A 13,301-nucleotide genomic window follows, 5' to 3' on the forward strand; every position below is an offset into this window, starting at 1 on the left:
GCGCATTGCCGGTCGTCCCACTGCGGTCGCTTCAAGCCGGGTGGGTGCAGGGCATGCGCAGTCGCCTGTCGAAGCAGTCATCCATTGTCCGGGAGGACCTGATGAATCTGGAAAGCAAATGGCTGGAGGATTTCAGCGCCCTGGCGGCCACCCGCAGCTTTTCTCAGGCCGCCGAGCGTCGTTTCGTGACTCAGCCAGCGTTCAGTCGGCGTATCCGCAGTCTTGAGTCGGCCTTGGGGCTGACGCTGGTCAATCGCTCGCGCACGCCCATCGAACTGACGGCTGCCGGGCAGCTGTTTCTGGTCACCGCGCGTACCGTGGTCGAGCAACTGGGCGAAGTCGTGCGCCATCTGCATCATCTGGAAGGTGGGCAGGGCGAGGTGATGCAGGTTGCTGCGGCACACTCGCTGGCGTTGGGGTTCTTTCCGCGCTGGATTGCCCAGCTACGTAACGAAGGGCTGAACATTGCCACCCGGCTGGTGGCCACCAACGTTGGCGATGCCGTACACGCGTTGCGTGAAGGTGGCTGCGATCTGATGCTGGCGTTCTATGATCCTGACGCCGCGCTGCAAATGGACGCTGAAATCTTCCCCTCGCTGCATCTGGGCCATACCGAGATGTTGCCGGTCTGTGCGGCAGATGCCGATGGGCAGCCGTTATTCGATATGGAAGGCGAGGGCAGTGTGCCGTTGCTTGCCTACAGCGCCGGGGCCTTTCTCGGGCGCTCGGTGAATCTGCTGCTGCGTCAGCGCAACCTGCGGTTCACGACGGTTTACGAGACGGCGATGGCCGATAGCCTGAAAAGCATGGCACTGGAAGGGCTGGGCATCGCCTGGGTTCCGCAACTGAGTGTGCGCGCCGAACTGGCGCGCGGTGAACTGGTGGTGTGTGGCGGGCCGCAGTGGCATGTGCCGCTGGAGATTCGCCTTTACCGTTGCGCTCTGGTACGCAAGGCCAATGTGCGCCTGCTGTGGCGCAAGCTTGAGAGTGCAGCGTCGCCGGGCGAAGCATAAAAACGGCCTGTTGTGATGCATGACAACAGGCCGTTTGCTCAGCGAACAGATATGTTATCGACGTATTTGCGAATCAATTCCTTGTTGGCATCGCTGAAGTAATAGCAGGGGATGATTGAAGTGGTGGAATATCCCCACATAGTCGTCTGGCATGGAAAACCGCTAGCCGCCTCATGCGTAGCGCCAAACAGGTGGCCGATCTCATGCGGCAGCGTGTTGTAATCTTTCAGAGACGCCATCGCGACGTGATGGCTTGTTGCTGCAACGCCGTGTAACGTCCCGTGGATTTTATTGGAAGTCACCAGCACGTATTTATGGCGCTCGGACGGGCGTGGCAGGTTTTTAGCGTCTGCGTAAGCGGTGCTCGTCTGAAATAGCCTGTATAACGACTGTTCATCCTCCTCCCCACGATAGGCGAAGTCTGTAAGGCCCGGTTCGTCGTTGATGAATGTGACCGTTGTCCTGCGCCCCGTGATTTCCTGCAACTGAGCGAGAAAGGGATTCAAGTAGTTGTCACCCAGTTCAGCGCGTTCATATTTTGTCAGTTGATCGTGCATGATCACGAACAGTCCCAGATTGGGGCCGTCGGCGCTGGCAAATGGCAGGTAAAAAAAGACGGCAAGTGACAGCCAGACTGTCAGTTTGTTTTTCATTGGTACGTTCTCATCCTTGAGAGTCAGGTTAGATTGCGACTTCAATGTCGCGCTTCCAGTTAAACAAATACTGTCCGGGCCTGACAGTCCTGCTATGTCGTTTAGCGTCGTAGGGCAAGGCCTTTCATGTTGTAAGGCGCGCTGGTTAACGTGTTGGAATTTCAGTGTGTCCGGCTCCAGGGCACGGCTTGCGTCGATCTCTGGCGGTGCTGCTGACAGAAGGTGATCGCAGGTGCTTTAAACTCACCACTTTGCGGTATACTGCGCGGCCTTTGGCCGGCTAAATCGGTCACTATTCGTACAACAAGCCACGCCGGTTCCCCCGCGTGGCTTGTTGTTTTCAGACGCGCCTGCGGGCGCCCGATGAGAGGCACGACGATGAGCGCACTGGTTGGCGTGATCATGGGCTCCAAGTCCGATTGGTCCACCCTTAGCCACACTGCCGACATGCTGGAAAAGCTCGGCATCCCTTATGAAGTCAAGGTGGTTTCAGCTCACCGCACGCCGGACCTGCTGTTCCAGTACGCCGACGAAGCAGAGGGCCGTGGCATTGAAGTGATCATCGCCGGTGCTGGCGGTGCCGCTCACTTGCCGGGTATGTGTGCCGCCAAGACCCACCTGCCTGTGCTGGGCGTTCCGGTACAGTCGTCGATGCTGTCGGGTGTCGACTCCCTGCTGTCGATCGTGCAGATGCCTGCCGGTATTCCGGTAGCGACCCTGGCCATCGGCAAAGCGGGGGCGATCAACGCTGCGCTGCTTTCGGCCAGTATCCTGGGCGCCAAACACCCTCAATTCCACGCAGCGCTGAAGAAATTCCGCGCTGAGCAGACAGACAGCGTCCTGGACAATCCAGACCCACGCCACGCCTGAGGTTTTTCCATGAAGATCGGTGTAATCGGTGGCGGCCAGCTCGGCCGCATGTTGGCATTGGCAGGTACGCCGCTGGGCATGAACTTCGCCTTTCTCGATCCCGCGCCGGATGCCTGTGCTGCTGCACTTGGCGAGCATCTGCGTGCCGATTACGGCGATCTGGACCATCTGCGTCAGTTGGCTGATGAAGTCGATCTGGTGACTTTCGAGTTCGAAAGCGTTCCGGCCGAGACCGTGGCGTTTCTGTCGCAGTTCGTACCGGTCTATCCGAGCGCCGAGGCGTTGCGCATTGCGCGTGACCGCTGGTTTGAAAAAAGCATGTTCAAGGATCTGGGCATTCCGACGCCCGCATTCGCCGATATTCAGTCGCAGGCCGATCTGGATGCTGCGGTGGCCAGCATTGGCCTGCCGGCCGTGCTCAAGACTCGTACGCTGGGTTATGACGGCAAGGGCCAGAAGGTCCTGCGCTCGGCAGCAGATGTGACCGGTACGTTCGCCGAGCTGGGCAGCGTGCCTTGCCTGCTGGAAGGCTTCGTGCCGTTCACTGGCGAAGTGTCGCTGATCGCCGTTCGCGCACGTGATGGCGAGACCCGGTTCTACCCGCTGGTTCACAACACGCACGACAGCGGCATCCTGCGCCTGTCCATCGCCAGCACCGATCACCCATTGCAGGCACTGGCCGAAGACTACGCCGGTCGTGTCCTGAAGCAGCTGGATTACGTGGGCGTGCTGGCATTCGAGTTCTTTGAGGTCGACGGCGGCCTGAAAGCCAACGAGATTGCGCCGCGGGTACACAACTCCGGTCACTGGACCACCGAAGGCGCCGAGTGCAGCCAGTTTGAAAATCACCTGCGGGCGGTTGCCGGTCTGCCGCTGGGCTCCACAGCCAAGGTCGGCGAGAGCGCCATGCTCAACTTCATCGGTGAAGTGCCAGCAGTGGACAAGGTCATCGCCGTCGAAGATTGCCACCTGCACCACTACGGCAAGGCGTTCAAGGCAGGCCGCAAAGTAGGGCACGCTACGGTCCGCAGCGCTGACCGCGCTACGCTGGATCGTCAGGTGAAGCTGGTTGAAGCGTTGATCAAGGGCTGATCAGGCCCGCGGCTATCGTGCCAATGCTCTGCGCTCGACGTAATACACAAATCCAACTGACTATCGTGCCAATGCTCCGCGTTGGCATGCATTGGGTGACGCTCCGCGTCACGAAATGCATTACCACGCGGAGCGTGGGAACGAGAATTAGCGGGGTGTCAGCCTTGTTTAGCCGTTCTGCGCTGTCGCCAGGCCCTGTCATTCATGAAGAATCCTCCACCTCGAAGCAAACTGTCCATTGCGCCGGAACCATTCCCTGCCGCTGTTCTCAGATAGCAGTAGGTCGGGGCTGCTCATTAGCCCAGGCATATTCACTTAATACAGAGGGGAATGGCATGGGTATCATTGGAACCATCTTTATCGGCCTGATCGTTGGTCTGCTGGCTCGCTTCCTGAAGCCGGGCGACGACAGCATGGGCTGGATCATGACCATCGTACTGGGTATCGCCGGCTCGCTCGCAGCCACTTATGGTGGTCAGGCGCTGGGTATCTATCAAGCGGGCGAGGGTGCAGGTTTCCTCGGCGCGCTGGTAGGTGCAATCATCCTGCTGGTTATCTACGGCATGATCAAAAAGAAATAACGTTTAATGTTCAGCCCTCTGTTCTGCGCGGTACAGAGGGCTAGAATGCGCGGCAACTCTTCCTTCTTTGCCGAGCTTTATCATGCGCCGCTTCTTGTTGATGACTCTTCTGCTGCTGTCCGGGCTTGCACACGCCCAGTTGCCGGAAACCGACTGGCTTGAGCTGATGCCCAAGTCCGATCAAAAAGCCCTCGAAGCCATGCCCGAGATTGACCACAATTCTCCGGAAGCGATGGGCACGTTCGACAGCAAGGGTGGCTTGAAGCAGAGCAAGGGTTTGCCAGCGGTCATGTATTCGACCAAGACCGTCCCGGCAATGAACGGCAAGACCATTCGTCTTGGCGGTTACCCTGTACCCCTCGAAACCGATGCCAAGGGCCACAGCACGCTGTTCTTCATCGTGCCCTATCCAGGCGCCTGCATTCACGTTCCGCCACCGCCGCCCAACCAGTTGGTGCTGGTGCGTTACCCCAAAGGCCTGAAACTGGATGATATCTACACACCACTGTGGGTAGAAGGCACCCTGAAAATCGAGAAGGTCAGTAACGATCTGGCTGATGCGGCGTATGCGATGGATGCGTCAAAGGTCCGCGTTGTGGTTGAGTCGGACCTTTGATGGGCTTGATCAATAACTGATCAGAGCGCCTCGCTCCAGATACTCACACCCAGAACATGCATCTGGTCGGGGGCCAGCGTCACCACGTCGTCCAGCACGTTGGCCGTTTCGACGCAGACCATGCGCTGCCAGCCATCTGCTGCCATGTCGGTGAATTTGCCGGTTTTCTCGATCCACGGGTTCCACAGGATGGCTGATTTCGAGCCGGTACTGCGGATATGGATGCGGCGCTGCCATTGGGGGTCAACGATGCTGAGTACCCCCGGCGTATCCTTGTAGATACGGTCGGTTTCGCCAGTGAACGTCAGGTCGCCGGCCTGTTCACGTTCTTCCCAGTTTGCCAGGGTTTCGATGTAGCGCAGGCCGTCGAGCCCTTCGACGCTGACCTGACGAACATCGCTGACGGCGAAATAGGTGTGCAGCGCCTGGCTGATAACGACAGATTCTGTGCCGCAGTTGTAGCTGACCAGGCTGACGTTCAGAGCATGGTCCAGACGGATGCTGAGTTTCAGGGCGACGTTGTGCGGCCAGCCTGGCAGGTGGCCTTCGGCTTCCGGAAGGACGAATTCCACCAGCAGTGCGTCGCCATCTGCTCCGATCCCCAGCAACTGCCAATCCAGCGCTCGCACTTCACCATGCGCCTTGGCAGGTTCGCTGCTGTCGCGCATTGCCTGCACGCTTTGCGGGTTGCGTTCCAGATTACCGAACCACGGCCAGCAGATGGGCATGCCCGCGCGAATGGGTTTGCCTTGCTTGAAAACCGCCTCTTCATTCAGCCACACCAGAGGCTGCTGTCCGGCCACTTGATAGCTGAGGATATGCGCGCCCTGCTGCGCAACCAGCAGCTCTGCTTCGCCGTGGCGAATACGCCAGCAGTTCAGTTCGTCGTACTGGACAGATTCAACGTTGGGTTCAACCGGGGATGTTGGCATGCAAAGTTCTCACTCAATGACCGTGACGAAAATAGACCGCTTCACGCAAGGTGAGTTTAACCGGGCAGCCATCCTTGGGTTGAGCAACCAGTTACCGTCGTGCGGGAACCGAGCGTGTCCGCCCGCTGGAATCTATGGCCACGAACACGAATGCGGCCTCAGTGACCTTGCGCCATTCGCTGGTGAGCGGGTCATCGCTCCACACTTCGACCATCATCTTGATCGAGGTGCGTCCGACTTCCAGGGTGCGGGTGTAAAAGGAAAGCTGCTCGCCAACTGCGACCGGGACCAGAAACGCCATGCGATCAATCGCCACGGTCGCTACACGGCCGCCGGCCACTTTACTGGCCATGGCTGTACCCGCCAGGTCCATCTGGGAGACCAGCCAGCCGCCGAAGATGTCGCCAAAGCCATTGGTTTCGCGGGGAAGGGCGGTAATTTGCAGTGCAAGGTCGCCTTGCGGAGTTGGATCTTCTTGTTCGAGCTCGATCATGCCTAGGGTGCCTCTGACCCATGACTCTCATTATTGTATGCCGCGGTTAACAGGCGCCATTCAAAACCATGCGCATGAACATTGTGTGTTCAGTGCCGGTGTGGCCCATAGAGAAACTCTGCGAAACCCGCTGATTCAGACGTTTTCGCACAACTTCCCAGTGCTGCTGACGACTTGCGAGTATATCGGGCGTTGCGTCATAGAACGACCGTCGGGTTTCCATTTTGTAATGATGCAGTTCTTGACATGTGTTTTTAAGAGCAATTTGCTATCTTGCTGGACCTCTACAGGTGACAAGACTGCCTGTACACGCAATTTTGGTGCCTATCTGCGCCTTTGCCCTCGACAATCGCTTCTGCACGGCACCCCGCAGCAGCCAGCGTTGCTGTCGCTTGCCCCTTTTTAAAGAACAAGTAAAGAGAAGCCTTGTCATGTCATCTGTTCCTTCAAGTTCCACGCAGCCTGCGCGGCCTTTGACCCGCAGCGATTACAAAACCCTTTCGCTGTCTGCTTTGGGTGGCGCGCTGGAGTTCTACGACTTCATCATTTTCGTGTTTTTCGCGGCGGTGGTCGGCAAGCTGTTTTTCCCGGTGGACATGCCCGACTGGCTGCGCATGATGCAGACGTTCGGCATTTTCGCCGCCGGTTATCTGGCGAGGCCCCTGGGCGGCATTATCATGGCGCACTTCGGCGATCTGCTGGGGCGCAAGAAAATGTTCACGCTGAGCATTTTCATGATGGCGGTGCCGACCCTGATCATGGGTCTGCTACCGACCTACGCACAGATCGGCATGTGGGCGCCGATTCTGCTGCTGTTGATGCGCGTCATTCAAGGTGCCGCCATCGGCGGTGAAGTGCCTGGCGCCTGGGTCTTCGTGTCCGAGCATGTGCCTGCACGGCGTGTCGGGTATGCCTGCGGCACCCTGACCGCAGGGCTGACAGCGGGCATCCTGCTGGGCTCGCTGGTCGCCACGGCGATCAACAGTATTTATACCCCGGTCGAAGTGTCGGATTACGCCTGGCGGATCCCTTTCCTGCTGGGCGGCGTGTTTGGCCTGATGTCGGTTTATCTGCGCCGTCTGTTGCACGAAACGCCGGTGTTCGCCGAACTGCAACTGCGCAAGGCGCTGGCTGAAGAAGTGCCGCTCAAGGCGGTGCTGCGTGATCATCGTGGTGCAGTTGCGCTGTCGATGCTGATGACCTGGTTGCTCTCGGCCGGCATCATCGTCGTTATCCTGATGACGCCGACCATTCTGCAAACCATCTATGGCTTTCCGGCCGCTACCGCGCTGAAAGCCAACAGCCTGGCAATTGTCTTCCTGAGCGTGGGTTGCATCGCTGCTGGCGCGCTGGCGGATCGTTTCGGCGCAGGCTGGGTGTTTCTGCTGGGCAGCGCGGGGTTGCTGGTCAGTTCCTGGACGTTCTATCACGTCCTCGGCAGCCATCCGGAAGTGCTGTTCCCGCTGTATGCCGTGACGGGCCTGTTCGTCGGCACTATCGGCGCGGTTCCTTATGTCATGGTCAAGGCTTTCCCGCCCGTGGTGCGTTTCTCCGGGCTGTCGTTCTCCTACAACCTGGCATACGCCATTTTCGGGGGGCTGACGCCGATGGTGGTGACGTTCATGCTCAAGAGCAGCCCGATGGGCCCGGCCTGGTATGTCGCGATTCTCTGCGGCCTGGGTATGGCAATCGGCGTGTTTTTGCTCACCAGAAAGCGTTGATCAGCACCCACTGGTAAAACGCTCAAGGTATCCGCTACAGCGAAAGGCTATCTCCCTGCGAGGGGCGATGGCCTTTTCATCTTATTGTCATAATCAATTCATAGAGTAGTCACAAGACTGGCCCAAAAGGCTTGTGGACACCTACATACCCTGCCAGGAGCGCAAGGATGACACTCAAGCGTTTGATGGCTGCACTGATATGGGTTGCCGCCAGCGCGACGGCAGCCAATACGCTGGCTGCCGTCGACCCTGCCATCAAGGCCTATACCAGGACCTCCGGTGTGTCGGGCAATCTCTCCAGTGTCGGCTCCGATACTCTGGCAAATCTGATGACCCTGTGGGCCGAGGCCTACAAGAAAGAATACCCGAGCGTGAACATCCAGATTCAAGCGGCCGGCTCTTCCACGGCGCCACCCGCGCTGACCGAGGGCACGGCCAATCTGGGCCCGATGAGCCGCAGGATGAAAGACGGCGAGCTGTCGGCTTTCGAGCAGAAGCATGGCTACAAGCCCACTGCCATCCCGGTCGCGGTGGATGCACTGGCCGTTTTCGTGCACAAGGACAACCCGATCAAGGGCCTGACCCTGCAGCAAGTGGACGCGATCTTTTCCGCGACCCGCCTGTGCGGTGCCAGGGCGGATGCGAAAACCTGGGGTGATGTCGGTGTGAGCGGCAGCCTGGCAGGCAAGCCGATTCAGTTGTTCGGTCGTAACTCGGTGTCGGGTACCTACGGTTACTTCAAGGAAGAAGCCCTGTGCAAAGGCGACTTCAAGGCCAACGTCAACGAGCAGCCCGGCTCTGCTTCGGTGGTCAGCGCGATCAGCAATTCGCTTAACGGCATCGGTTATTCGGGAATCGGTTACAAGACATCCAATGTCAGAACTGTGCCGCTGGCGAAGAAGGAAGGGGGCGAGTTTGTCGAAGACAGCGAAGCCAATACCTTGAACGGCAGTTATCCACTGTCGCGCTTCCTTTATGTGTACGTGAACAAGGCGCCGAACCAGCCCTTGGCGCCGCTGGAGGCCGAATTTGTAAAACTGGTGCTGTCGAGACAGGGCCAGGAAGTGGTGATGAAGGACGGTTATATCCCGCTGCCCGCCCGTGTCGTCGAGAAGACGCTGGCCGATCTTGGCCTGCAGGGCGCGGGCGGCGTGGCGGTAAAGTAGTCACGTACGCGTTGGAGCGGGGCTCAATGGACTGGCCTGCATACAAATTGAACAGTCCGCCGCCGGTTTCGCAGGCAGCGGGCTTTCTTGCGTCACCTTGCTGTAATGTTTCTGTCATACAAGGCGTCTACGGTGTGTGCGCATGAATGAGCTGTTCAAATCGACGATGGACCAAAGCTCGCCTCCAGCGCGTATTGATTTCAATACGCCTGCGATGGTGAGAAAGCGTCGTGTCCGTGCGTTCAAGGATCGCCTCACTCACTGGTACGTCGCTATTGGTGGCCTTGCCGTTCTGGCGGCGATCACACTGATCTTCTTCTATCTGGCCTATGTCGTCGCGCCGCTCTTCAAAGGCGCAAGCCTCACCTCCGAACCCGTGCTGAATACCGCCTGGATGCAGGATGCGGGTGCGCCGTTGATGATCGCAATCGAAGAGCAGAACCAGATCGGGATGCGCATTTCCGACAAGGGTGAAGTCATCTTTTTCAACGTCAAGGATGGCGCAGAGCTGCATAAGGTTGCCTTGCCACTGCCCGCTGGCGTGTCCGTCGCTTCCATCGGCAAGGATCAGCCCGGCGCGCCATTGATAGCCTTGGGCCTGTCCAATGGCCAGGTGCTGGTGTTCAGGCACTCGTACCTGACGACCTATCCGAACAATCAGAAAACCATCACCCCGAGCGTGGCCTGGCCCTACGGCGAAGCGCCTTTGGTGCTGGATGAGGCCGGTCGCGCAGTCGAGCATGTGACCGTCAGTGCCGATGGCGACAGCCTCAAGCTGGCAGGGTCTACCGGCACTCAGTTGCACGTTATCTCGCTCGAGCAGAAAGAAAACATGATGACCGGCGAGATGACGCGTGAGCAGACGCGCATCGAGCTACCGCAGATGTCGGCCGCCGTTAAAGCGATTTACATCGACCCGCGCCAGCAATGGTTGTATGTCATCAATGGTCGCGCGCAGGCGGATGTGTTCAGCCTGCGCGACCGAACCCTCAATGGTCGCTATAAATTGCTGGAAGACGGTAACGCCGAGATCACGGCGAGTGCCCAGCTGGTCGGCGGTATTTCGCTGATCATTGGCAACTCAAAGGGCAGCATGTCCCAGTGGTTCATGGCCCGGGACACTGACGGCGAGCAGCGCCTGATGCGCATCCGCGACTTTAAAATGGGCAGCGCACCTATCGAGCAGATCAAGGCCGAACAGCGGCGCAAGGGCTTCATTGCTCTGGACGCCTCGGGAAAGCTTGGCGTGTTCCACAGCACCGCGCACCGAACCTTGCTGATCGACAAGGTAACTGACGGTCCCGGCATTCTGGCGTTATCGCCGCGCGCCAACCGGGTTCTGATCGAAAGCGCTGGCAAGCTGTTGCCGCTGGCGCTGGACAACCCGCACCCGGAAGTCTCCTGGAGCTCGCTATGGGGCAAGGTCTGGTATGAGAATTACGACGAGCCCAAGTACGTTTGGCAATCCACGGCGTCCAACTCCGACTTCGAGCCGAAGCTGAGCCTGGCACCGTTGACCTACGGCACCCTGAAAGCGGCTTTCTACGCCATGCTGCTGGCCGCGCCGCTGGCCGTGGCTGCCGCGATCTACACCGCCTACTTCATGGCGCCGGGCATGCGCCGCAAGGTCAAGCCGGTGATTGAATTGATGGAAGCGATGCCGACGGTGATTCTCGGTTTCTTTGCCGGATTGTTTCTGGCACCGTACCTGGAAGGTCATTTGCCGGGCATCTTCAGTTTGCTGCTACTCACGCCGATCGGCATTTTGCTGGCAGGCTTTTTCTGGACCCGTCTGCCTGACTCGCTTCGCCTGCGCGTGCCCGATGGCTGGGAAGGCGCGATCCTGATTCCCGTTGTGCTATTGGTGGGCTGGTTTTCACTGAGCATGAGTCCGCACCTGGAGAGCTGGTTCTTCGGCGGCGACATGAGCACATGGATCCGCGACCAACTGGGCATCACCTACGATCAGCGCAACGCGTTGGTGGTCGGCATTGCAATGGGTTTCGCGGTGATCCCCAACATCTATTCAATTGCCGAAGACGCCGTGTTCAGCGTGCCGCGCAGCCTGACACTGGGCTCTCTGGCGCTGGGCGCAACGCCGTGGCAGACCCTGACGCGTGTAGTCATCCTGACCGCCAGCCCCGGTATTTTTTCGGCCTTGATGATCGGCATGGGCCGGGCCGTGGGGGAAACCATGATTGTGCTGATGGCGACCGGCAACACGCCGATCATGGACATGAATCTGTTTGAAGGCATGCGCACGCTGGCGGCCAATGTCGCGGTGGAGATGCCGGAGTCGGAAGTGGGCGGCAGCCATTATCGGGTGCTGTTTCTGGCGGCCTTGGTGCTGTTGATGTTCACCTTCGTGATGAACACCCTCGCAGAGTTGATTCGTCAGCGACTGCGCAAGCAATACTCGGCGTTGTAAAGAAGGTAGGCGTTGGTGAAGCGGAACTCCCTCAAGAGCTGGTTCAAAAGCGGCGCCCCTGGCGTCTGGATGAGTGCGGGTGCCGTATCCATCGCTGTCATCATGACCATCGGCCTGCTGGCAGTGATCGCCGTGCGGGGTCTTGGGCACTTTTGGCCCGCTGATCTGGTGGTCGCACGTTATGCGGTGCCCAATCAGGAATCGAGTGTGCTGGTCGGTGAGCGGGTCGAGCAGGAACAGGTTCCTCGTGCGCGTTTGAAAAGCGCGGGTCTGCCGGTGCCTGACCAAGGGCCGGAGTTCATGACCCGTGAGCTGTTCAAGGTTGGCAACCGTGACCTCAACCCCAGCGATTTCACCTGGGTTGTGGGCGACTGGCTGACCGACCAGAGCCGTCCTGCCGAACTGATGACACTGGAGCGCCGGGAGTGGGGCAATTTCTACGGCTATCTGGTCAACGTCAAGGAAGATGGCCGGATAGTGGCGCAAGGCGAAGCTGCCTGGCCGATCCTGCAAGAGCGCATCAAACGCGTCGAAAAGCTGGCTGACGAACTCTATATTCTGGAAAAGAAAGACATCGGGGCCATCAATCACGGTATTGAGCGCCTGCGTCTGCAGGCCCGCAAGCTGGAACTCAATGGCCGGCTCGATGCCGCTGCGCAAGCTGACATGGCTGCAGAACGTGCCGAGCTGGACGCGCGTTACAAGGTCATCGAGGGGCGTCTGGACGGCCTGCATGAGGCTTTTGATCGCGACAGCCTGACGGCACGCGATGGCAATGGCAAAGAAATCGAACTCAGCCTGGGCAAAGTGGTGCGTGCTTACCAGCCCAACGCGATGGGCACCTTTACCAAGCTGGGTTTCTACTTCCAGAAACTGTGGGAATTTCTCAGTGACGACCCTCGCGAAGCCAACACCGAAGGGGGTATTTTCCCGGCTATCTTCGGCACGGTGATGATGACCCTGATCATGGCAGTGATCGTGACGCCGTTCGGTGTGCTGGCAGCGGTTTACCTGCGCGAGTACGCGCGTCAGGGGCCGGTTACCCGGCTGATCCGCATTGCGGTGAACAACCTGGCCGGTGTGCCGGCGATTGTGTACGGCGTGTTCGGCCTCGGTTTTTTCGTTTATGTGCTCGGCGGCTCGGTAGACCGGCTGTTCTTTCCTGAAGCGCTGCCAGCCCCGACGTTTGGTACGCCAGGCCTGTTATGGGCCTCGCTGACCTTGGCGCTGCTGGCCGTGCCGGTGGTGATCGTGGCCACCGAAGAAGGGTTGGCGCGTATTCCGCTGACCCTGCGCGAAGGCTCGCTGGCGCTGGGCGCGACCAAGGCCGAGACGCTGTGGAAGATTGTATTGCCAATGGCCAGCCCGGCAATGATGACCGGCCTGATTCTGGCGGTGGCGCGTGCCGCTGGGGAAGTTGCGCCATTGATGCTGGTGGGCGTGGTCAAACTGGCCCCGTCGCTGCCGCTGGATGGCAACTATCCTTATCTGCATCTCGATCAGAAGATCATGCACCTGGGTTTCCACATTTACGACGTCGGCTTCCAGAGCCCGAACGTCGAGGCGGCGCGCCCGCTGGTCTACGCCACCGCGCTGTTGCTGGTGCTGGTCATCGCCTTGCTCAATCTCTCGGCTGTGAGTATCCGTAACCATTTGCGGGAAAAATATAAGGCGCTCGACAATTGATCCCGAATTCGCCCTTTGGCAAACGCAGCCGTTCGATGAAGCGAATCGTT

The 13,301-nt window shown here is 59.0% G+C and carries 12 protein-coding genes; 9 read left to right on the forward strand and 3 right to left on the reverse strand.

The window, feature by feature from the left end; genetic code table 11:
- Positions 1-101: 101 nt before the first annotated feature.
- The gene (locus RYC18_RS08780) at positions 102-1,013 is read left to right on the forward strand and encodes a LysR substrate-binding domain-containing protein (protein ID WP_002555901.1); all 912 of its coding nucleotides are present in this window, start codon (positions 102-104) and stop codon (positions 1,011-1,013) included.
- 38 nt (positions 1,014-1,051) lie between these two features.
- On the opposite strand, the gene RYC18_RS08785 is transcribed toward RYC18_RS08780, so the two are convergent.
- Positions 1,052-1,666, reverse strand: a complete 615-nt coding sequence (locus RYC18_RS08785) for a reprolysin-like metallopeptidase (RefSeq protein ID WP_005781454.1) — start codon at positions 1,664-1,666, stop codon at positions 1,052-1,054.
- Positions 1,667-2,044: 378 nt separating this feature from the next.
- Here RYC18_RS08785 and purE point away from each other — a divergent pair, with 378 nt between their 5' ends.
- The 4 genes from purE (at position 2,045) to RYC18_RS08805 (ending at position 4,825) form a co-directional block, all read left to right on the forward strand.
- The gene (gene purE / locus RYC18_RS08790; protein WP_002555898.1) at positions 2,045-2,536 is read left to right on the forward strand and encodes a 5-(carboxyamino)imidazole ribonucleotide mutase; all 492 of its coding nucleotides are present in this window, start codon (positions 2,045-2,047) and stop codon (positions 2,534-2,536) included.
- 9 nt (positions 2,537-2,545) lie between these two features.
- Complete coding sequence (locus RYC18_RS08795) at positions 2,546-3,628, forward strand: 5-(carboxyamino)imidazole ribonucleotide synthase (protein ID WP_005734973.1); 1,083 nt, start codon at positions 2,546-2,548, stop codon at positions 3,626-3,628.
- A 335-nt stretch (positions 3,629-3,963) separates the two neighbouring features.
- A complete protein-coding gene (locus tag RYC18_RS08800) occupies positions 3,964-4,209 on the forward strand; it encodes a GlsB/YeaQ/YmgE family stress response membrane protein (protein ID WP_002555896.1) in 246 nt (81 codons plus the stop codon).
- Between the two features lie 82 nt (positions 4,210-4,291).
- Positions 4,292-4,825, forward strand: a complete 534-nt coding sequence (locus tag RYC18_RS08805; RefSeq protein WP_002555895.1) for a DUF3299 domain-containing protein — start codon at positions 4,292-4,294, stop codon at positions 4,823-4,825.
- 20 nt (positions 4,826-4,845) lie between these two features.
- Here RYC18_RS08805 and RYC18_RS08810 read toward each other — a convergent pair whose 3' ends face one another.
- Both RYC18_RS08810 and RYC18_RS08815 read right to left on the reverse strand, forming a co-directional pair.
- Entirely contained in the window at positions 4,846-5,757 is a 912-nt protein-coding gene (locus RYC18_RS08810; RefSeq protein WP_004666602.1) for a D-hexose-6-phosphate mutarotase, read from the reverse strand.
- 91 nt (positions 5,758-5,848) lie between these two features.
- The gene (locus RYC18_RS08815; protein WP_002555893.1) at positions 5,849-6,250 is read right to left on the reverse strand and encodes an acyl-CoA thioesterase; all 402 of its coding nucleotides are present in this window, start codon (positions 6,248-6,250) and stop codon (positions 5,849-5,851) included.
- 431 nt (positions 6,251-6,681) lie between these two features.
- Between RYC18_RS08815 and RYC18_RS08820 the strand changes: the two genes are divergently transcribed.
- The 4 genes from RYC18_RS08820 to pstA all read left to right on the forward strand — a co-directional run bounded on the left by RYC18_RS08820 (position 6,682) and on the right by pstA (position 13,251).
- Positions 6,682-7,971: an MFS transporter gene (locus RYC18_RS08820; protein WP_122259287.1), complete on the forward strand. Its 1,290-nt coding sequence runs from the start codon at positions 6,682-6,684 to the stop codon at positions 7,969-7,971.
- Positions 7,972-8,138: 167 nt separating this feature from the next.
- Entirely contained in the window at positions 8,139-9,137 is a 999-nt protein-coding gene (locus tag RYC18_RS08825; RefSeq protein WP_005744881.1) for a phosphate ABC transporter substrate-binding protein PstS family protein, read from the forward strand.
- A gap of 142 nt (positions 9,138-9,279) precedes the next feature.
- Positions 9,280-11,565 (forward strand): ABC transporter permease subunit, encoded by a 2,286-nt coding sequence (locus RYC18_RS08830; RefSeq protein WP_005757015.1) that lies wholly within the window; start codon positions 9,280-9,282, stop codon positions 11,563-11,565.
- A 69-nt stretch (positions 11,566-11,634) separates the two neighbouring features.
- Positions 11,635-13,251 (forward strand): phosphate ABC transporter permease PstA, encoded by a 1,617-nt coding sequence (gene pstA, locus RYC18_RS08835; RefSeq protein WP_316886133.1) that lies wholly within the window; start codon positions 11,635-11,637, stop codon positions 13,249-13,251.
- Positions 13,252-13,301 lie beyond the last annotated feature (50 nt).

Source organism: Pseudomonas syringae group sp. 247E2 (assembly GCF_032587795.1).
GTDB lineage: Bacteria > Pseudomonadota > Gammaproteobacteria > Pseudomonadales > Pseudomonadaceae > Aquipseudomonas > Aquipseudomonas amygdali.

Bases quoted from the DNA above. Each gene is read 5' to 3' on its own strand.
- RYC18_RS08830 (WP_005757015.1), top strand. From the start codon at position 9,280: ATGAATGAGCTGTTCAAATCGACGATGGACCAAAGCTCGCCTCCAGCG.
- pstA (WP_316886133.1), top strand. From the start codon at position 11,635: ATGAGTGCGGGTGCCGTATCCATCGCTGTCATCATGACCATCGGCCTG.
- purE (WP_002555898.1), top strand. From the start codon at position 2,045: ATGAGCGCACTGGTTGGCGTGATCATGGGCTCCAAGTCCGATTGGTCC.
- RYC18_RS08800 (WP_002555896.1), top strand. From the start codon at position 3,964: ATGGGTATCATTGGAACCATCTTTATCGGCCTGATCGTTGGTCTGCTG.
- RYC18_RS08815 (WP_002555893.1), bottom strand. From the start codon at position 6,250: ATGATCGAGCTCGAACAAGAAGATCCAACTCCGCAAGGCGACCTTGCA.
- RYC18_RS08795 (WP_005734973.1), top strand. From the start codon at position 2,546: ATGAAGATCGGTGTAATCGGTGGCGGCCAGCTCGGCCGCATGTTGGCA.
- RYC18_RS08780 (WP_002555901.1), top strand. From the start codon at position 102: ATGAATCTGGAAAGCAAATGGCTGGAGGATTTCAGCGCCCTGGCGGCC.
- RYC18_RS08825 (WP_005744881.1), top strand. From the start codon at position 8,139: ATGACACTCAAGCGTTTGATGGCTGCACTGATATGGGTTGCCGCCAGC.
- RYC18_RS08810 (WP_004666602.1), bottom strand. From the start codon at position 5,757: ATGCCAACATCCCCGGTTGAACCCAACGTTGAATCTGTCCAGTACGAC.
- RYC18_RS08805 (WP_002555895.1), top strand. From the start codon at position 4,292: ATGCGCCGCTTCTTGTTGATGACTCTTCTGCTGCTGTCCGGGCTTGCA.
- RYC18_RS08785 (WP_005781454.1), bottom strand. From the start codon at position 1,666: ATGAAAAACAAACTGACAGTCTGGCTGTCACTTGCCGTCTTTTTTTAC.
- RYC18_RS08820 (WP_122259287.1), top strand. From the start codon at position 6,682: ATGTCATCTGTTCCTTCAAGTTCCACGCAGCCTGCGCGGCCTTTGACC.